Below are 16,754 nucleotides of genomic sequence, written 5' to 3' on the forward strand. Positions count from 1 at the left end.
GGTCCCTTGTCAGTTATTGCACGCGCCTATGCGTGAGCCGCGCGCGCAAGACAAGGGGGAGGGGGCTTATTTAGAGCGCTGCGGCCTTGTCCAACGCTACGGCATAGCTGCGCGGGCCGAGGCCCTGTACGCAATCGGCCGCGGCCATGCCGACGAAGGAGACGTGGCGAAACTCCTCGCGGGTGGAAGGGTCGGAGAGGTGCACTTCGATGACCGGCACCGTGATCGCTTTGATCGCATCGAGAAGGGCGATCGAGGTGTGGGTATAGGCGGCGGCGTTCAGCAGAACGGCCTTCGCGCACTGCCGGTTCGCCTCGTGCAGCCAGTCGACCAGCTGCCCTTCGTGGTTGGTCTGGTGGAAACTGATCTCCAGCCCCAGCCGCCCCGCCTGCTCGTGCAGCATGGCCTCGATATCGGCGAGCGTTTCGGTGCCGTAAATCTCCGGTTCGCGCGTGCCGAGCAGGTTGAGGTTGGGGCCGTTGAGGACGAAGACGGTGTTGGTCATGGCCTGCGTCTTAGCGCGCCCGGCTCACCTTTCCAGCCCCTTCGCCTTTCCCCACTGGCGCGCGGCGGTGTAGCCGAGATAGCCGGTGCCGAAGAGGGCGTAGAGTTCGTCGGGCAGGCCGCGCAGATAGGCGGTGATGCCGCTGCCGATGTCCTGCGCGGCTTGGGGCGAGAAGGCGGCGAGCACACCCATCGGCAGGGCGAAAAGGATGATCGTGTACATGACATAGAGAAAGCTCGGCCGCGCGCGGCTGGTCCAGGGATCGCGCGAATTGGCCTCGGCGATGATGGCGGACAGCCGCGCCTCGATGGTTTTCAGCTCGTGCGCGCCCTCCAGCGCGAGCAGTTCCAACTTGGCTTTCGCGCGCGCCTCCTTGTCGGGGATGATCTTGTCGATGATCGAAGCGATAGGGCCGATGAGCGAATCGATGAGTGCCATTTGCGATCTCCTTTCCGCTTTGACTGAACCAAACCGGTTCATGTAGGAAAGGGTGCATCCGCGTTTTCTGGCGGCTATGTCGGTGTGGACAGAAAAAGGGGGAAAACCACTGGTCGGGATGACTGGATTCGAACCAGCGACCCCCACACCCCCAGTATGGTGCGCTACCAGGCTGCGCTACATCCCGAAACCAGTGGAGGCGGCCCTATAGGCGCGGTCTTTCCACATGGCAAGCACCTGTCTTGCCCAATTCATTGCCAGTGCATCGCATAGCTGCTAACCGCGCGCCACTATTTGCAGGAGGGGTTGCGGGCGTGCCTTGAAGCGCGCCTCGTCAAGGCCCAACTGGCAACCGACACAGACGCTTACCAACAACAGGCTTTCTTTTCATGATCACGCTTCTTGCCGCCGCCGGCACCGCCGCTGCAGAGCCGCCGGTGTGGCTCCAGATTCTGCCCTGGGTCGCCATTTTCGCGGTCTTCTGGTTCCTGATGATCCGCCCGCAGATGCGCCAGCAGAAGGCTCACCGGGAAAAGGTCGACGGCCTCAAGCGCGGCGACGAAGTCGTCACTGCAGGCGGCCTCGTCGGCAAGATCACCAAGGTGGAAGAACAGTTTGTCGAACTGGAACTGACCAAGGGCATGAAGGTCCGCGCGGTCAAGCACACCATCGGCGAAGTGCTGAACGCGAAACCGGCCAAGCCGGCCAACGACTGAGCGCCCCCACAAGAAGGATAGGCCGCCGCCATGCTGGAATTCCCGACCTGGAAAAAGGTCATGCTCTGGGGCATCGCGATACTGGGTGCGCTCGCAGCGCTGCCCTCTATCGCTTCGTTGACCAATAACGACTGGCCCGACCAGCTTCCCGACCCCACGGTCAATCTGGGGCTGGACCTTGCCGGCGGCAGCCACATCCTGCTCGAGGCGGAACGCAGTCAGGTCGCGGCCAAGCGACTTGAAGACATGGAAGAGGGCGTGCGCAACGCCCTGCGCCGTGCCGAGCCGCAGCGCATTCGCATCGGGGATGTCTCGACCGAGGATGGAGCGCTGAGCTTCCTTCTCGACGACGCGGCCGATATCGACCGCGCCCGCGGCGAGATAGAGGACCTGATGGCGGGTACCGGTCCCGTGCGCGAGTGGGATTTGCAAGTCGTCGACGGTCAGCGCTTCGTCCTAACGCCGACGGAGGCGGGACTCGACAACGCGGTTGACGCTGCCATGGAAGGCGCGCTGCGCACCATCGGTATCCGCGTTGATGAACTGGGTACGCGCGAGCCGACCATCCTGCGCCAAGGCGATACCCGCATCGTGGTGCAGGTGCCCGGCCTGCAAGACCCCGACCAGCTCAAGGAACTGCTTGGCAAGACCGCCCAGCTTGAGTTCAAGCTCGTCGAACGCGATGCGACAGCCGAAGAAGTCCAGCGCGGCTTCGTGCCGGGCGGCGAAGTCTATCCCTATGCCGATACCGAAACTTACCAGGGCACCGGCGTTGTCGTGCAACGCCTCGGCGGGATCGACGGCGAGACGCTCACCGGCGCCGTCCAGACGTTCGACAGCCAGACCAACGAGCCTGTCGTCTCGATCACATTCAACCCCGAAGGCGGGCGCCGGTTCGCCACCATGACGACCAAGTACACCGGTCGCCAGTTTGCCATCATCCTCGACGACGAGGTGATCTCGGCGCCGGTCATGCGCGAACCGATCGCAAACGGCCAGTCGCAGATCAGCGGCAGTTTCACGACGGAAAGTGCCAACGAACTAGCCATCCAGCTGCGCTCGGGCGCGCTGCCGGTCGACCTGACCGTGGTCGAGGAACGCACGGTGGGGCCGGACCTCGGCGCCGATTCGATCAAGCAGGGCCTGCTGGCCATGGGCATCGGCACGCTGCTGGTCATGGTGCTGATGATCGTCACCTACGGACGCTTCGGGATCTATGCGACCGTGGCGCTCGTCCTCAACGTGATGATGCTGCTTGGCATCATGGCCATGCTGGGGGCGACGCTCACTTTGCCGGGTATCGCGGGGTTCGTGCTGACCATCGGTGCAGCGGTCGACGCCAACGTGCTTGTCAACGAGCGCATTCGCGAAGAACGCAAGCGCGGACGGCGCGTGATGGCGGCAGTCGAGAACGGCTACAAGGAAGCGAGCCGCGCCATCTACGACGCGAACGTCACCAACTTCATTGCCGGCGTGCTGCTGTTCCAGTTCGGCTCCGGCCCGATCAAAGGCTTTGCCGTCGTGCTGGTGGTGGGCCTGTTCACCTCGGTCTTTACCGCCGTGCCGCTGACGCGGATGTGGGTGGCGGGCTGGCTGCGGAAGGCGCGGCCTTCGGACCTGAACATTTAAGGAGGACGGACCCATGAAACTTCTCAAGCTCGTCCCCGACGACACCAACATCAAGTTCCTCAAATGGCGCGTGCCCTTCTTCGTGGTCAGCCTGCTGCTAATCGCGGCGAGCTGGGCGCTGGTGATGACCAAGGGCCTCAATTACGGCGTCGATTTCGCCGGTGGTCTCGAAGTGCGCGCGACCTTCACCGAACGCAGCGAGGCTCCGGTTTCGCAGCTGCGTACCGACATAGAGGCACTGGGTTACGGCTCGCCGGTCGTCCAACGCTTCGGCGAGGACAACCAGGTTTCGATACGCGTGCGCCTGCCCGACGATGTTGCGGCGAACAACGAGGCCGCGCAGAACGCGGCCAATGCCGTTGTCGCAGAGCTTCAGGGCAATTACCCCGACTTCCGTCTGGACGGGAACGACAATGTCTCGGGCAAGGTCTCGGGCGAATTCCGCGAGGACGCGGTCTTTGCCCTGGTGCTCGCCATGCTGGGCGTGGCGCTCTACATCTGGATCCGCTTCGAATGGCAATTCGGCGTGGGCGGCCTCTTCGCGCTGTTCCACGACGTGTCGCTGGCGCTGGGCATGTTCGCCCTGTTCCAGCTCGAATTCAGTCTGCAAATCATCGCCGCCATTCTGGCGATCATCGGCTACTCGCTGAACGATACCATCGTCGTCTACGACCGCATCCGAGAGAACCTGAAGAAGTATCGCAAGATGCCGCTGCCCGAGCTGCTCGACCTTTCGGTCAACGAGACACTGGCGCGTACGGTGATGACCTCGCTGACGCTGCTCGTGGCGCTGCTGCCGCTGCTGTTCTTCGGCCCGGCCAGCCTCTTTGGCCTGACCGCGGCCATCGTGCTCGGCCTGTTTGTCGGTACCTATTCCTCGGTCTACATGGCGGCACCGCTGCTGGTCTGGATGGGCGTCAATTCGAACAGCTTCGTGCCCGAGGAAACCATCGCCGACCGGCAGGAAAAGAAGCTGCGCGGCGAAGTGTGACGTTGCGTGTCCGTCGCCCCTAGAGGCGGCGGACGAGCATCTCCGCAACCCCGATCCACGCCGGATTGTCGACCACCTGTTGTTTCTCGCCATGGCCCGGCGGAAGCAGGCCGACGAGATTGCCTTGTCGGTCGATCAGCCGGCCAAAAGCGAAGCGTCCGCCCTTCCTCGGGACCAGCACATCGCGGTTGACCGCGCGCGCCGCCTCTTGCGGAGGGAGCTGGCGCAGCCATAACTGGTCGCCCGGACGGTATTCACCATGCGGGTAGTCGATGGTGAGTACTACCAGCGCGCCGTCGCCGCCAAGGTCGGTGGCAAGGATCGCATCGCGGGTGGAAGGCAGGGCCTCGGGGCCCGTCTGGCCGAGCGTGGCGACCACCTGCGGTTGGCCCGCGCTTTCGGAGCGCACCAGCATTTCGGGTTCTACGCCCAAGGCTGCTCCAAGCCGTTCCATCCATTTGAGCGAGAGGTTGCGCATGCCCGTCTCGAGCCGGCCCACTGTCTGCGGTGTGGTGGGCGGGGTGCAGGCCTCGGCCAGATCGGCGAGCGTCATGCCTTTTTCCTTGCGGATATCGCGGATGCGGTTGATCACGATGCTTTCCCTCTTAACCGAAATGGTGAAACCACTTTCCTACACGAACCACAAGAATGCAAGCCCGCTGTCCACGAACGAGGAGATGCGGCATGAAGAAGGAACTGGTCGAGCGCGAATTGACCGAGGTCGGGCCGAAGCGCGCTGGTTCTGCAACCGGCAAACGGCGAACCGTTACGGTAAATCTCGGGGAGAGCCCGCTGACATGGCTCCACGCACGTGGCCACCTCGACGATCGGCAGTTCGATGCGGGCGAGCGCCTGCGGGCGGATTACGAACGCGCGCAGCTCTCGCCTTCGGTCACGATGCGCTGGGACCCTGTGCGGTTGGATGGCGGCGGGGCGGGTGACGGCTTGACGCCATCGGAACGCCAGCTCGCCGCGAAGGCTCGTTTCGACGGTGCCATGGCCGAGGCGGGGGCGGGGCTGAAAGACATCCTCTGGCGCGTCGCCTGCGGCTGTGAAGCCTTGTCCGAAGCGGAAAAGGTTCTCGGCTGGCCCGCTCGGAGCGGTAAGCTGGTGCTCAAGCTGGCCCTCGACCGAGTGGCGGATTTCTACCGGATACGGTGAGCGATGCGATTTCTCTTGGGACTGTGTTCCACGTGTTCCAGCCTGACGGACTGGACGGGCAGTAATCCTAAACGCGTCCTGCAACAGCTTGGCGCAGAACCGGCAGGACCTCCGCTTCGAACCACGGGTTCTGCTTCATCCAGATCGCGCTGCGCCACGCGGGATGGGGCAGGGGAAGGAAGCGGGGCAAGAACTCGCGGAAGCGGCGCACGCGCTCGGTCATCGAAAGCTTGCGCGCGTCGGGCAGGTAATAGCTCTGCGCGTAGGTGCCGACGAGCAGAGTCAGCCGGTCCTCGGGGAGCACATCGAGCACGCGCCGATGCCATTGCGGGGCGCATTCGGGGCGCGGGGGCTTGTCGCCGCCGCTTGCCTTGCCGGGATAGCAGAAGCCCATCGGCACCAGCGCTACGCGCGTGGGATCGTACATCTGTTCCTTCGAGAGGCCGGTCCATTCGCGCAAGCGGTCGCCGCTCTTGTCGTCCCACGGGATGCCGGTTTGGTGGACGATGGAACCGGGCGCTTGCCCGATGATCAGCAAGCGTGCGGTGGGCGAGAAGCTGGCGACCGGGCGGACCCCGTGGGGCAAGTGGGCAGCGCAGAGGCGGCAGCCCGCGATTTCCCCGGCAAGGGCCTCGTGGCTCAAAGCGCCTCGACCTGTTCGGCCAGGTCCAGCCAGCGTTCCTCCGCGGCGTCTTTCTCGGCGCGCGCGTTCTCGATGCCTTTGGAGACATTGGCGAAGCGCTGCGGGTCGGCGGTGTAGAGGTCCGGATCGGCGAGGATCTGCTCGCCGCGCGCGATGGCCGCTTCCAGTTCCTCAATGCGCGCGGGGAGCAGCTCGTAGTCGCGCTGGTCCTTGTAGCTCAGCTTGGTCGGCTTGGGCGGGGGCGGGGGAGAGGCCGCGGGCTTGTCCTCAGCCTTATCGGCCTTCGCCTTGCCGGTGACGGGTGCCTGTCGCTTGGCCTGCCAGTCCTCGTAACCGCCCGCGACCACATCGACCTTGCCAGTCCCGTCGAGGCCCAGCGTTATGGTCACCGTGCGATCGAGGAAGTCGCGATCGTGGCTGACAATCAGCACCGTGCCTTCGTAATCCGCGATCACTTCCTGCAGCAGATCGAGCGTCTCGAGGTCGAGATCGTTGGTCGGTTCGTCCAGCACCAGCAGGTTCGATGCCTTGGCAAACTCGCGCGCCAGCAGCAGGCGGCTGCGTTCGCCGCCCGACAAGACGCCGACGCGCATATCGACGATCTTGGGATCGAACGGGAACTCCTTGAGATAGCCTTGCACGTGCTTGCGCACCCCGCGCACGTCGATCCAGTCGCCACCTTCGGCCAGCACCTGCCGCACGGTCTTGTCGGCAGTGAGGAGCTGGCGCTGCTGGTCGATCATCACCCCGGTCAGCGTCTTGGCGATCTCCACCGTACCGCTGTCGGGCTCCAGTTCGCCAGTAAGCATCTTCAGCAGCGTCGTCTTGCCCGCACCGTTCGCGCCAACGATGCCGATGCGGTCGCCACGCTGGATGCGAAGGGAGAAGGGCTTGATGATCGTGCGGTCAGCGTATGCCTTGGTGATCTTGTCCGCGACGATTACCGACTTGGACTTAAAGTCCTCCTCGGTCGCCAGTTTCAATTTGGCGGTGCCGCCCGCCGAAATCATCGAGGCGCGCTGCGCGCGCATTTGCCAGAGTTTCTCGAGCCGTCCCTGGTTTCGCTTGCGCCGCGCGGTCACGCCGCGTTCGAGCCAGTGCGCCTCGAGTTTCAACTTTGCGTCGAGCTTTTCCGCCGCGCGCGCTTCCTCGGCATAGACCTGTTCTTCCCACGCCTCGTAGCCGCCGAAGCCCACTTCCTTGCGGCGCAGTTCACCGCGGTCGAGCCAGATGGTCGCGCGGGTCAGGCGTTTCAGGAAGGTGCGATCGTGGCTGATGACGACGAAGGCGCCCTTGTAGCGCTCGAGCCAGCCTTCGAGCCAGTCGATCGCGCCGAGGTCGAGGTGGTTGGTCGGCTCGTCCATCAGCAAGAGGTCGGGCTCCTGCGCCAGAGCGCGGGCGATGGCGGCGCGGCGCTTCTCGCCCCCGCTGGCGCCCGTGGTCTCGCGGCTCATGTCGATGCCGAGCTGACCCGCGATGGCCTCGACCTCGAATTCCTGCGGGGCGTGTTCCCCGTCCAGCGCCCAGTCCATCAGCGTGGTGTGGCCCGAAAGGTCCGGGTCCTGTTCGAGCAGGACGATCTTGGCGTGCGGCTTCACCTTGCGCGTGCCGGCATCGGTTTCGATCATTCCGCCGATCATGCGGAAGAGCGTGGTCTTGCCCACACCGTTGCGGCCGATCAGCGCAAGGCGATCGCGTGGCCCGATATGCAGGTCGAGCGGCGCGTGATCCGGGCCGCCGAACAGCCACTTGCCGCCCTGCTGCAGGGCCATGCCTTCGAGGCTGAGGATGGGGGGCTGTGCCATAGGCCGCGCGAGGTAGTCACGCGAAGGGCATCCCGCAAGCGGTTAGCGCGCCGCTTTCTGCGCCTCGACCATGCGCGCAACGTCTTCCAGCAGCGCGGGCGCGTCGTAGACGATGCCGTCCTTGATCGTCCAGCGCACACCGCCAACCTGCTCGATTTCGCCGGTCTCGTAGTTCAGCTTGGTGTGGCCGGTGCCGTAGAGCAGTTTCAAATTGTCGAGCGGATTGCCCGGCACGATGACGAGGTCGGCCAGTTTGCCGACCTGGATCGTGCCCATCGGCGGGGTTTGCCCACGCGCCTGGTAGATTTCCTCTGCCCCCGCGACAGTCGCAGCGCGGATGACCTCCAGCGGTTCGAGCCCTGCCTCGCGCAGCATTTCCAACTCGCCGATATAGGCGAAGCCCCAGGTCTGGTAGATATAGCCTGGATCGCTGCCTGCGGTGACCCGCCCGCCGCGCCGGTGGAACTCCTTGGTGAGGTCGAACCAGTAGCGGTAGAACTTGCGCCAGGCGACTTCGTCCTCGGTCGACCAGTCCTTGTAATAACTGCCGTGATTGGTCGCGCTGGGGGCGTAGAAATCCATCAGGCTGGGAAGCGAGTAACGCTCGTGCCAGTCGCGGTTCTTGGCCGCCATTACATCGCGGCTGGCGGAATAGATGTTAAAGGTGGGGCTCAGCGTCACGCCGCTGTCGACGAGGTGGTCGATATAGGCGTCCCATTCCTCGCTGCCCGGCTCCACCACCTGGTCGGCAAGCCGCGCGACCCAGGCGAAGCGCGATTGCTCGTCGTAGTAATTGTAGCCCTGCGGGTAGGTCGGCAGCGCGGCCTCATCCAGCAGGCTTTCGAAATGGCCGTAGAAGTGGGTGACGCCGTCCATGCCGAGTTCGACCGCCTTCGCCGCATTCACGCGCTGGACGCCAGGCTGGGCGAGGTGGGCGACGCTGCCCATCTGCTGCTTCTCCGCCTCGTCGAGCGCGGCTTCGAGCAGCGCCGGTTCGAGGCTGTTGAAGAACTTGATGCCCCAGTACCCTTGCGCCTTGGCCCAGCGCACCCATTCGCGCGCCTCCGCCCCGGTCGTGATCGGTCCGCGGTCCCACTTGTCGCCGAACGCGGCATAGGGGAACAGGCGCGGGGCGGTGATTGTGTTGGCGGCGCTGCGCTGTGTATCGGACAGGTCCGGCTGGCCCGGCCCCCAGTAGAAGGAGACGCCGCGCACGCTCGTCACCCCATGGGCGAGCCACAGCTTGTAGCCATAGGAAGGCTGCCCGGCCTTGGAGGGATCGCCATTATGGCCATGCGTGTCGACGAAGCCGGGCATCACCGTCATGCCCTTGGCATCGATGATCCGCGCAGCGCCTGCGCGCACCGCGTCCGGAGCGCCGCCGCCATGGATCGCGGCGATGCGGTTGCCCTCGATCACGATATCGACCGGCCCCATCGGCGGCGCGCCCGAACCTTCGACCATGGTCACGCCCAAGACGATCAGCGTGGGGTAGGGGCCCTCGCCCTCAACCCGGTCGGGGACGGGCTGCATCTGTGCGGCAAGCGGCGCAGCGATAAGCACGGCTAGCGCTGCGGTCAGGATTTTCGGAAGTTTCATGGCGGCTAATTTCCCTCTCCCGAGCATCGCTAACGTGCAAAACCCTGCGCGCAAAGGCTTTTGCGGAACCTCTCCGTTCAGCCGCGCGTAAACCGGCAACGCGGACAGTGCGTCCGAGAAGAGGAGAATTGCCCATGAAGCGCCCCGCCAGACTGCTTGCCGCCCCCGCGCTGGTGCTAGCCGCAGCCCTTCCTATGACCGCGCAGGCAGGCGAAGTGCAGATTGCCGCGCAGAACCCAGTGATCGAATTGACGGTATTCGAGCAGATCGAGGTGGAGCCGGACACGGCGACGATCTGGACGGGAGTCCAGTCCGACGCGAACACGGCTGTCGAGGCGCTGCGGCGCAATTCGGCCGAAATGCAGCGGCTGGTTTCGCTGATCCGGGCGCTAGGCATTGCCGAGCGCGACATCCAGACCTCGCACATCAACCTGAACCCACGTTACGATTACCAGAACCGGGGCGACCAGCCACCGCGCTTTCTCGGCTATCGCGCCAGCAACCAGGTGACCGTCAAGCTGCGCGATCTGGACCGGGTCGGTGAAGTGCTCGATGCGATGGTCCAGGCGGGTGCGACCAATATCAACGGACCGAATTTCTCCATCGAAGACGACGAGGTCGCCAAGGCGCAGGCCCGTAGCAACGCGCTCGAACGCGGACGCGCACAGGCCGAGGACTACGCCCGGCTGGCTGGCTATACCGGTGTTCGCTTGCTTCAGGTCGCCGAGGCCATCCGCGGGTCGAGCGGCATGATCGAGCAGAGCGACGCCATCGTCGTGACCGGCTCTCGCAGCATGGCCGCGCCGCCCCCGCCGGTGGCGCCCGGTGTCGTTGCGACCGGTGTCGGAATTGCGCTGACCTACGAGATGACCCGCTGAACGGGTGTGAACGGCAACATTCACACCTTGTTCAACGCTCGATGCCTAGTAAGTTCACTGTCATGAAACAGCTTCTCGTCTCCCTGCTCGCCCTCGGCCTCGTCGCCGGGCCGCTGACCGCCACGCCGGCGGAAGCGCAGCGTCGCTCCGACCAGGGCGAGGCGCGCAAGGAGATGCGGGCGGGCAATATCCTGCGCGCTCGCGAGATCGAGAACCGCGTGCTGTCGATGATGGGCGATGCCGAATATCTCGGCTTCGATTACGATTCGACCGCGATGGCTTACCGCTTGAAGTTCATCAAGAAGGGCAAGGTCCTCTATGTCGACGTGGACGCGCGTACGGGCCGTATCCTGAGCCGCAGCCGCTGATCCGCCCGGTGATTTCGGTCGATCAGAAACCTCGTTCATCTTGACGCGTTCATCTACATGAACGACATGCGCAAGAATATTAGCGAGGAAAGCAATTCATGAGAATCCTGATCGTCGAAGACGAGCCGACGCTGGGCCAGCAGCTCAAGAGCACGCTGGAGCAGAACGGCTATGCGGTGGACCTGTCCACCGATGGCGAGGATGGCCACTTCCTCGGCTCTACCGAAGATTATGACGCAGTCATCCTCGACCTCGGACTGCCCGAGATCGACGGGCTGACTGTGCTCGGCATGTGGCGCAAGGAGGGGCGCAAGTTCCCCGTCCTCGTGCTGACCGCGCGCGACAGCTGGTCGGACAAGGTCGCCGGGCTGGACGCTGGCGCGGACGATTATCTCGCCAAGCCCTTCCAGACCGAAGAGCTGATCGCCCGCCTGCGCGCGCTCATCCGCCGCGCTTCGGGCAACACCTCCAGCGAACTGACGGCTGGCGAGGTGCGTCTCGATACGCGTTCGGGCCGCGTCACGCTGAAAGGCGAGCCGGTCAAGCTGACCGCGCAGGAATACAAGCTGCTCTCCTACCTGATGCACCACAAGGGCAAGGTGGTCAGCCGCACCGAACTCATCGAACACATTTACGACCAGGATTTCGATCGCGATTCGAACACGATCGAAGTCTTCGTCACGCGCATCCGCAAGAAGCTGGGTGCAGAGGTAATTACGACGATCCGTGGACTCGGTTACAGCCTCGACGACCCCGCCGAACAGCCCCGCGCATCCTGAGGAGGGCAGCGAGGCGAGGGCGGCGGCGGGTTCCACGCCCGGCGAAACCGCCGTGCCTTCCGGCGAAGCCGAACACGTAACGCTCCCTGCACCGCCCGCGCCGCGCCGCAGCCTTGCCGCGCGCATGATGGCGATTGCGGCGATCTGGATCGGGGTCCTCCTGCTGGGTGGCGGTTTCGCGCTTGAACGCGCGCTGACCCGGCAGGTGCAGAGCAATTTCGACGACCAGCTCGAATACGTCCTGACTGCCCTGATCGCCTCGGCCGAGGTCGACGAATGGGGCGATGTGCGCTTTTATCGCTCGCTCGGCGACCAGCGTTTCCTCGAAGTCAATTCGGGCGTCTACTGGCAGATCAGCGGGCCGGGAACGGACCCCTATCCCAGCCGCAGCCTGTGGGATCGCACGCTCGAGGTCGAGGGCGACCACACGGACGACAAGCCCCATTTCTACGACAGCGATCAGTTCGCCGATGAACCGCTGCGCGTGGTCGAACGCAACATCATTCTGCCCGACAGCGACACCCAGTGGACCTTCACCGTGGCCAGCGCGCGCGAGGAACTGGACTTCCAGATTTCGCGCATCCGCTCGATCCTGGTGTGGAGTTTTGCCGTACTGGGCCTTGGCCTTCTCATCATGGCCGCACTGCAAAGCTATTACGGCCTCTCGCCGCTCCGCCGTGTGCGCGCCGCGATCCAGTCGATGCGGTCCGAAGGTGCGAACCGGATCGAAGAGCCGTTGCCGCTCGAAGTCGAACCGCTGGTGGACGAAATCAACGCGCTGCTTGCCCACAGCGAGAAACAGGCGGAGGAAGCGCGCACCCACGCCGGCAATCTCGCCCACGCGCTGAAAACTCCGCTCACCGTGCTGACCAACGCTGCCACAGCGCATGATCCCAAGCTCTCCGACTTGGTCTGCCGCGAAACCAAGACCATGCAGCGCCATGTCGAGCATCATCTCGCCCGTGCCCGCGCGGTGGGTCGCCGTGCCACGGGTCATGCCCGCGCCGAGGTCTGGCCGAGCGCGGAAAGCGTGCTGCGCGCGGTCACCCGCATTTACGAACAAACGCGCTTCGACCTCGACGGCAAGCGCGAGGCCGCTGTCGCCATCGAGCGGCAGGACCTCGACGAGATTCTCGGAAACCTGATCGAGAATGCGGCCAAATATGGCGGCGGCTCTGTATTCGTCACCGTCGATGCCGAGCCGGAGGCCGAGCAATGCGCCATCTGGGTCGAGGACGACGGTGCCGGAATTCCCGAAGCGGACCGTATTCGCATCTTCGATCGCGGCGCGCGGCTCGACACCGGCAAGCCCGGCACCGGCCTCGGCCTTGCGATCGTGCGCGACGTTGCGGAAATCTACGCTGGCTCGGTCGAGCTCGGTACCAGCGAGGACCTTGGCGGGTTGATGGTCACGCTAAGATTACCGAGGCCCGGTATCTAGGTTCAGACGTTGTTCAATCCATCGTATGTAAGCCACGGATCATGGACGAGAAAAACATCATGGCGCGCCGCGCGCCCTTCGCTCTTCGGATCGGATTTGTCGGGCTTGTCGGCCTCGGGCTCTCCGGCTGCACGATGATGGCCGGCTCCTATGGACACTCGGGCGTTTCAGTGGGTGTGGGATACAGTTCGGGCGGGTACTACGACCCGTATTACGATCCCTACTACGACAGCTATTACGGCTGGTACGACGATTATTATTACCCCGGCACGGGTTATTACGTCTACGACCGCTACGGCTATCGACATCGCTGGAACGACTATCAGCGCCGACTGTGGGCCGAACGCCGTGGACGCTACGAGCGCCGCGTAGCGCACCGGGCGCTTGTCGAGAATTGGGCTGGTTTCGAGCGCGGGGCCGATGGCCGGTATGAAGACCAGCGGACCGATTACCGCCGGGCCGAGCGCCGCGATCGCGCCTCGACGCGTGACCGCCGCGAGGATGCGAACCGCAGTTCGACCATTCGCCGGGCTGCCGAGGCAACTGCGCGCGAACGCCGCGAGGAGCGCTCCAACCAGCAGCGGGCCGTAACCCGTTCATCGGACACCGCCCGCCGCGCTCCGGCACGCGAGGCCGCACGCCGCGGGCCGACCGGCTCGGCAGCGGCTGCCCGCCGGGCGCCGGCTCCCCAGGCTACTCGCCGCGCACCCGCGCCGCAGGCGACCCGCCGTGCTCCGGCACCGGCTCCCGCCCAGCGCGAGAACCGTCGCCAGGAACGCGCCGCGCCGGCGGCCCAGCGTAGCGATGCGCAGGAAACGCGCCGCCAGGAACCTGCGCGTCCCGAACGGTCGGAACGCTCATCGCGCCGCAACTCTCCTGCCGCATCGCGCCGCACCCGCGAAAAGCATCCCGATTAAGGTACCAGTCCCTGCGCTTTTTCGTGGTGGCGAATGACTTCGTCGATGATGAAGCGCAGGAACTTCTCGCTGAACTCGGGATCGAGCTCGCTTTCCTCCGCCAACCGCCGCAGCCTGGCAATCTGCTCGGCCTCGCGCGCGGGATCGGCGGGGGGGAGCGTGGCGTTGGCCTTGTAGGCACCCACCGCCTGCGTGATGCGAAACCGCTCGGCAAGCATATGCACGAGCGCGGCATCGATATTGTCGATGCTCTTGCGATAGGCCGCCAGCGTCGCGTCTTCGGCGGGGGTCTGTTGCACCTCTTGCGTCATCGCTTGCCAGATTAGCGCCAAACCGCCTCTTGCCAAGAAAGCTTAGGCAGGACATGGCCAAGCTGACATGACAGCCGACGTCGTTCCCCTCCCGCGCAAGGGCCCAGAGCCCTCGATCGAACCCATGCTGGCGCTGACGGCGCAGGGCATGAACGCGGTCAACCAGGTCATCCTCGACCGGATGCAGAGCGAAGTGCCGCTCATACCCGCGCTCGCCGGACATTTGATTTCGGGCGGCGGCAAGCGCCTGCGCCCCATGCTAACGCTCGCTGGCGCGGAACTGGTCGGCTACAGCGGCACGCGCCATCACAAGCTCGCCGCAGCGGTCGAATTCATCCATACCGCGACGCTGCTGCATGACGATGTCGTCGACGGCAGCGACTTGAGGCGCGGCAAGGCGGCGGCCAACATCATATTCGGCAATCCCGCCACGGTGCTAGTGGGCGATTTCCTGTTCAGCCGCAGCTTCGAGCTGATGACCGAGGACGGCAGCCTCAAGGTTCTCAAGATCCTATCGGGCGCCAGCGCGATCATCGCCGAGGGCGAGGTCGACCAGCTGACCGCGCAGCGCAAGATCGATACCAGCGAACAGCGCTACCTCCACATCATCCGCGCCAAGACCGCCGCGCTCTTTGCTGCCGCCAGCCGCATCGCCGCCGTGGTCGCCGAATGCAGCGAGGAAGAAGAGCAGTCGCTCGACGAATACGGCCGCAACCTCGGCGTCGCCTTCCAGCTGGTCGACGACGCGCTCGATTACGATTCCGACGCGGCCGAAATGGGCAAGGACCGCGGCGACGATTTCCGCGAGGGCAAGATGACCCTGCCGGTCATCCTCGCCTACGCCCGCGGCAGCGAAGAAGAACGCGAGTTCTGGAAGGCCGCCATCGCCGGTTTCCGCACCTCGGACTCCGATCTCGACGAGGCAATCCGCCTGATCGAAGTGCACAACGCCGTCGCCGACACCAAGGCGCGCGCCCGCCACTTCGCCCAGCGCGCGATCGACGCGCTGTCGATCTTCCCCGACGGCAAGGCCCGCCGCGCCATGACCCAGGCGGCCCTGTTCGCCGTATCGCGCGGCTACTAATTCCCCACCGCACGAGATAGGACGCAAAAACGTGTCCGACCGGCTACCCATCCACGCTGTCCTGCCCGACCTGCTCGCCGCGCTGCGGGAGAGCAGTGGTGCCGTGCTGGTTGCGCCGCCGGGTGCGGGCAAGACGACCGCGGTGGCCCCAGCGCTGCTCGATCAGGAGTGGTGCAGCGGCACGGTGATCCTGACCTCGCCCCGACGCGTGGCGGCCCGGGCGGCGGCGGAGCGCATGGCGCAGATGTTGGGTGAGAAGCCGGGCAACACCATCGGTTACCTGACACGCCTCGACAGCAAACGTTCGTCCAAAACGCGCGTGCTGGTCGTTACAGAGGCGATATTCGTGAACCGCATTCTCGACGATCCCGAGTTGGAGGGCGTTTCGGCGGTGCTGTTCGACGAAGCGCATGAACGGCATCTCGACAGCGATCTCGGCCTCGCGCTTGCGCTGGAGACGCAGGGCGTGCTGCGCGAGGATTTGCGTGTGCTGGTGATGTCGGCGACCATCGACGGGGCGCGCTTCGCTTCGCTCATGGGCGGCGATAGGCCGGTGATCGAGAGCGAGGGCCGGGCCTATCCGCTGGAGATCCGCTGGCTTGGCTCCTCCCCGCAGGCACGGGTCGAAGATGCCATGACCTCGGCCATCGCGACCGTGTGGAAGGAACAGCAGGGCGATATTCTCGCTTTCCTGCCCGGTGTGGGCGAGATTGAGCGCACCCGCGAGCGGCTGGCCGAGCGTCTGCCGGGCGCTTTGGCTCTGCCACTCCATGGGCAGGTCCAGCCGGTCGAGCAGCGCGCAGCCATCCGCCGCGATCCCGAAGGGCGACGGAGGATCGTGCTGGCCACCGCAATCGCCGAAACCTCGCTGACGCTGGACGGCGTGTCGGTCGTGGTCGACGCTGGGCTCTCGCGAAGGGCCGAGTTCGACCGGGCGGCAGGGACGACGCATCTCGTCACTCACCGCGCCAGCCAGGCCGCGGCGGCGCAGCGCGCGGGGCGTGCGGCGCGGCAGGGGCCGGGCGTGGCCTATCGTCTGTGGGAGGAGGGCGGACATGCGGGAAGGCCGCAGTTCGATCCGCCGGATATGGAGACAGCCGATCTGGCGCCGCTGGTGCTCGACCTCGCAAAATGGGGGACGGGCGATCCGGCAAGCCTGCAATGGCTCGACCCGCCGCCCGAGGCCTCGGTGGCGGCAGCGCGTGCGACTCTGGTCGGGCTGGGCGCGCTCGATGCGGACGGGCGGATTACCGCACGCGGGAAGCAACTCGCCAGCCTCCCGCTCGATCCGGCCTCGGCGGCGATGCTGCTGTTTGGGGCGGAGCACGGCAGCGCCGGGAAAGCCGCGCGGCTGGCGCTCCTTCTTCAGGAACGCGGCCTTGGCGGGCGCGGCGAGGATCTGGAAGCGCGGCTGTCGCGCTGGAGCGCGGATCGAGGCGCGCGGGCAGAGGCCAGCCGCAAGCTTGCGGGGCGCTGGGCGACGCTGGCG

Annotated in this window: 18 protein-coding genes and 1 tRNA gene; 11 read left to right on the top strand and 8 right to left on the bottom strand. The window is 65.3% G+C overall.

What is annotated here, in order from left to right; genetic code table 11:
* Nucleotides 1-70: 70 nt before the first annotated feature.
* The 3 genes from ED21_RS13855 to ED21_RS13865 form a co-directional block, all read right to left on the bottom strand.
* On the bottom strand, nt 71-505 hold the full coding sequence (locus ED21_RS13855; protein WP_006834559.1) for a type II 3-dehydroquinate dehydratase: 435 nt from the start codon (nt 503-505) through the stop codon (nt 71-73).
* Nucleotides 506-529: 24 nt separating this feature from the next.
* Nucleotides 530-943: a holin family protein gene (locus ED21_RS13860; RefSeq protein WP_006834560.1), complete on the bottom strand. Its 414-nt coding sequence runs from the start codon at nt 941-943 to the stop codon at nt 530-532.
* Between the two features lie 110 nt (nt 944-1,053).
* Nucleotides 1,054-1,130: transfer RNA gene (locus ED21_RS13865), tRNA-Pro, on the bottom strand.
* A gap of 202 nt (nt 1,131-1,332) precedes the next feature.
* On the opposite strand from ED21_RS13865, the gene yajC reads away from it, so the two are divergent.
* The 3 genes from yajC to secF are packed head-to-tail and all read left to right on the top strand — an operon-like array spanning nt 1,333 to nt 4,279.
* Nucleotides 1,333-1,659: a preprotein translocase subunit YajC gene (gene yajC / locus ED21_RS13870; protein WP_006834561.1), complete on the top strand. Its 327-nt coding sequence runs from the start codon at nt 1,333-1,335 to the stop codon at nt 1,657-1,659.
* Nucleotides 1,660-1,689: 30 nt separating this feature from the next.
* Nucleotides 1,690-3,288 carry a protein translocase subunit SecD gene (gene secD, locus ED21_RS13875; protein WP_006834562.1) on the top strand — a complete coding sequence of 533 codons (1,599 nt, stop codon included), beginning with the start codon at nt 1,690-1,692 and terminating at the stop codon, nt 3,286-3,288.
* A 13-nt stretch (nt 3,289-3,301) separates the two neighbouring features.
* Nucleotides 3,302-4,279, top strand: coding sequence for a protein translocase subunit SecF (gene secF / locus ED21_RS13880; RefSeq protein ID WP_006834563.1), 978 nt, complete (start codon nt 3,302-3,304; stop codon nt 4,277-4,279).
* A 19-nt stretch (nt 4,280-4,298) separates the two neighbouring features.
* Here secF and ED21_RS13885 read toward each other — a convergent pair whose 3' ends face one another.
* A complete protein-coding gene (locus ED21_RS13885; RefSeq protein ID WP_006834564.1) occupies nt 4,299-4,871 on the bottom strand; it encodes a helix-turn-helix transcriptional regulator in 573 nt (190 codons plus the stop codon).
* Nucleotides 4,872-4,963: 92 nt separating this feature from the next.
* Here ED21_RS13885 and ED21_RS13890 point away from each other — a divergent pair, with 92 nt between their 5' ends.
* Nucleotides 4,964-5,440 (top strand): DUF6456 domain-containing protein, encoded by a 477-nt coding sequence (locus ED21_RS13890; RefSeq protein ID WP_006834565.1) that lies wholly within the window; start codon nt 4,964-4,966, stop codon nt 5,438-5,440.
* 67 nt (nt 5,441-5,507) lie between these two features.
* Here ED21_RS13890 and ED21_RS13895 read toward each other — a convergent pair whose 3' ends face one another.
* The 3 genes from ED21_RS13895 to ED21_RS13905 are packed head-to-tail and all read right to left on the bottom strand — an operon-like array spanning nt 5,508 to nt 9,487.
* On the bottom strand, nt 5,508-6,083 hold the full coding sequence (locus tag ED21_RS13895) for a uracil-DNA glycosylase family protein (RefSeq protein WP_034922849.1): 576 nt from the start codon (nt 6,081-6,083) through the stop codon (nt 5,508-5,510).
* Nucleotides 6,080-7,888 (bottom strand): ABC-F family ATP-binding cassette domain-containing protein, encoded by a 1,809-nt coding sequence (locus ED21_RS13900; protein WP_006834567.1) that lies wholly within the window; start codon nt 7,886-7,888, stop codon nt 6,080-6,082. The genes ED21_RS13895 and ED21_RS13900 overlap by 4 nt, the downstream gene beginning before the upstream one ends.
* A 42-nt stretch (nt 7,889-7,930) precedes the next feature.
* Nucleotides 7,931-9,487, bottom strand: coding sequence for an amidohydrolase family protein (locus ED21_RS13905; RefSeq protein WP_006834568.1), 1,557 nt, complete (start codon nt 9,485-9,487; stop codon nt 7,931-7,933).
* Between the two features lie 134 nt (nt 9,488-9,621).
* On the opposite strand from ED21_RS13905, the gene ED21_RS13910 reads away from it, so the two are divergent.
* The 5 genes from ED21_RS13910 (at nt 9,622) to ED21_RS15705 (ending at nt 13,870) form a co-directional block, all read left to right on the top strand.
* Complete coding sequence (locus ED21_RS13910; protein ID WP_006834569.1) at nt 9,622-10,365, top strand: SIMPL domain-containing protein; 744 nt, start codon at nt 9,622-9,624, stop codon at nt 10,363-10,365.
* Nucleotides 10,366-10,427: 62 nt separating this feature from the next.
* Nucleotides 10,428-10,733, top strand: a complete 306-nt coding sequence (locus tag ED21_RS13915) for a PepSY domain-containing protein (protein WP_006834570.1) — start codon at nt 10,428-10,430, stop codon at nt 10,731-10,733.
* Nucleotides 10,734-10,831: 98 nt separating this feature from the next.
* Entirely contained in the window at nt 10,832-11,512 is a 681-nt protein-coding gene (locus ED21_RS13920) for a response regulator transcription factor (protein ID WP_006834571.1), read from the top strand.
* Complete coding sequence (locus tag ED21_RS13925; RefSeq protein WP_006834572.1) at nt 11,460-12,953, top strand: HAMP domain-containing sensor histidine kinase; 1,494 nt, start codon at nt 11,460-11,462, stop codon at nt 12,951-12,953. The genes ED21_RS13920 and ED21_RS13925 overlap by 53 nt, the downstream gene beginning before the upstream one ends.
* A gap of 41 nt (nt 12,954-12,994) precedes the next feature.
* Nucleotides 12,995-13,870 carry a hypothetical protein gene (locus tag ED21_RS15705; RefSeq protein WP_006834573.1) on the top strand — a complete coding sequence of 292 codons (876 nt, stop codon included), beginning with the start codon at nt 12,995-12,997 and terminating at the stop codon, nt 13,868-13,870.
* Here ED21_RS15705 and ED21_RS13935 read toward each other — a convergent pair.
* Nucleotides 13,867-14,181 carry a chorismate mutase gene (locus tag ED21_RS13935; protein ID WP_006834574.1) on the bottom strand — a complete coding sequence of 105 codons (315 nt, stop codon included), beginning with the start codon at nt 14,179-14,181 and terminating at the stop codon, nt 13,867-13,869. The genes ED21_RS15705 and ED21_RS13935 overlap by 4 nt on opposite strands.
* Nucleotides 14,182-14,248: 67 nt before the next feature.
* Here ED21_RS13935 and ED21_RS13940 point away from each other — a divergent pair, with 67 nt between their 5' ends.
* Together ED21_RS13940 and hrpB are read left to right on the top strand one after the other, a co-directional pair.
* Nucleotides 14,249-15,265, top strand: a complete 1,017-nt coding sequence (locus tag ED21_RS13940) for a polyprenyl synthetase family protein (protein ID WP_006834575.1) — start codon at nt 14,249-14,251, stop codon at nt 15,263-15,265.
* A gap of 31 nt (nt 15,266-15,296) precedes the next feature.
* On the top strand, nt 15,297-16,754 hold a 1,458-nt coding region (hrpB, locus tag ED21_RS13945; protein ID WP_006834576.1), incomplete at its 3' end, for an ATP-dependent helicase HrpB.

It is taken from the genome of Erythrobacter sp. SD-21 (assembly GCF_000181515.1).
GTDB lineage: Bacteria > Pseudomonadota > Alphaproteobacteria > Sphingomonadales > Sphingomonadaceae > Qipengyuania.

What these genes read in the sequence shown, in the direction of transcription:
- ED21_RS13905 (WP_006834568.1), bottom strand. Translation starts at nt 9,487, where the DNA reads ATGAAACTTCCGAAAATCCTGACCGCAGCGCTAGCCGTGCTTATCGCT.
- ED21_RS13900 (WP_006834567.1), bottom strand. Translation starts at nt 7,888, where the DNA reads ATGGCACAGCCCCCCATCCTCAGCCTCGAAGGCATGGCCCTGCAGCAG.
- ED21_RS15705 (WP_006834573.1), top strand. Translation starts at nt 12,995, where the DNA reads ATGGACGAGAAAAACATCATGGCGCGCCGCGCGCCCTTCGCTCTTCGG.
- ED21_RS13920 (WP_006834571.1), top strand. Translation starts at nt 10,832, where the DNA reads ATGAGAATCCTGATCGTCGAAGACGAGCCGACGCTGGGCCAGCAGCTC.
- ED21_RS13935 (WP_006834574.1), bottom strand. Translation starts at nt 14,181, where the DNA reads ATGACGCAAGAGGTGCAACAGACCCCCGCCGAAGACGCGACGCTGGCG.
- ED21_RS13890 (WP_006834565.1), top strand. Translation starts at nt 4,964, where the DNA reads ATGAAGAAGGAACTGGTCGAGCGCGAATTGACCGAGGTCGGGCCGAAG.
- yajC (WP_006834561.1), top strand. Translation starts at nt 1,333, where the DNA reads ATGATCACGCTTCTTGCCGCCGCCGGCACCGCCGCTGCAGAGCCGCCG.
- ED21_RS13860 (WP_006834560.1), bottom strand. Translation starts at nt 943, where the DNA reads ATGGCACTCATCGATTCGCTCATCGGCCCTATCGCTTCGATCATCGAC.
- ED21_RS13910 (WP_006834569.1), top strand. Translation starts at nt 9,622, where the DNA reads ATGAAGCGCCCCGCCAGACTGCTTGCCGCCCCCGCGCTGGTGCTAGCC.
- ED21_RS13915 (WP_006834570.1), top strand. Translation starts at nt 10,428, where the DNA reads ATGAAACAGCTTCTCGTCTCCCTGCTCGCCCTCGGCCTCGTCGCCGGG.
- ED21_RS13855 (WP_006834559.1), bottom strand. Translation starts at nt 505, where the DNA reads ATGACCAACACCGTCTTCGTCCTCAACGGCCCCAACCTCAACCTGCTC.
- secD (WP_006834562.1), top strand. Translation starts at nt 1,690, where the DNA reads ATGCTGGAATTCCCGACCTGGAAAAAGGTCATGCTCTGGGGCATCGCG.
- secF (WP_006834563.1), top strand. Translation starts at nt 3,302, where the DNA reads ATGAAACTTCTCAAGCTCGTCCCCGACGACACCAACATCAAGTTCCTC.
- ED21_RS13940 (WP_006834575.1), top strand. Translation starts at nt 14,249, where the DNA reads ATGACAGCCGACGTCGTTCCCCTCCCGCGCAAGGGCCCAGAGCCCTCG.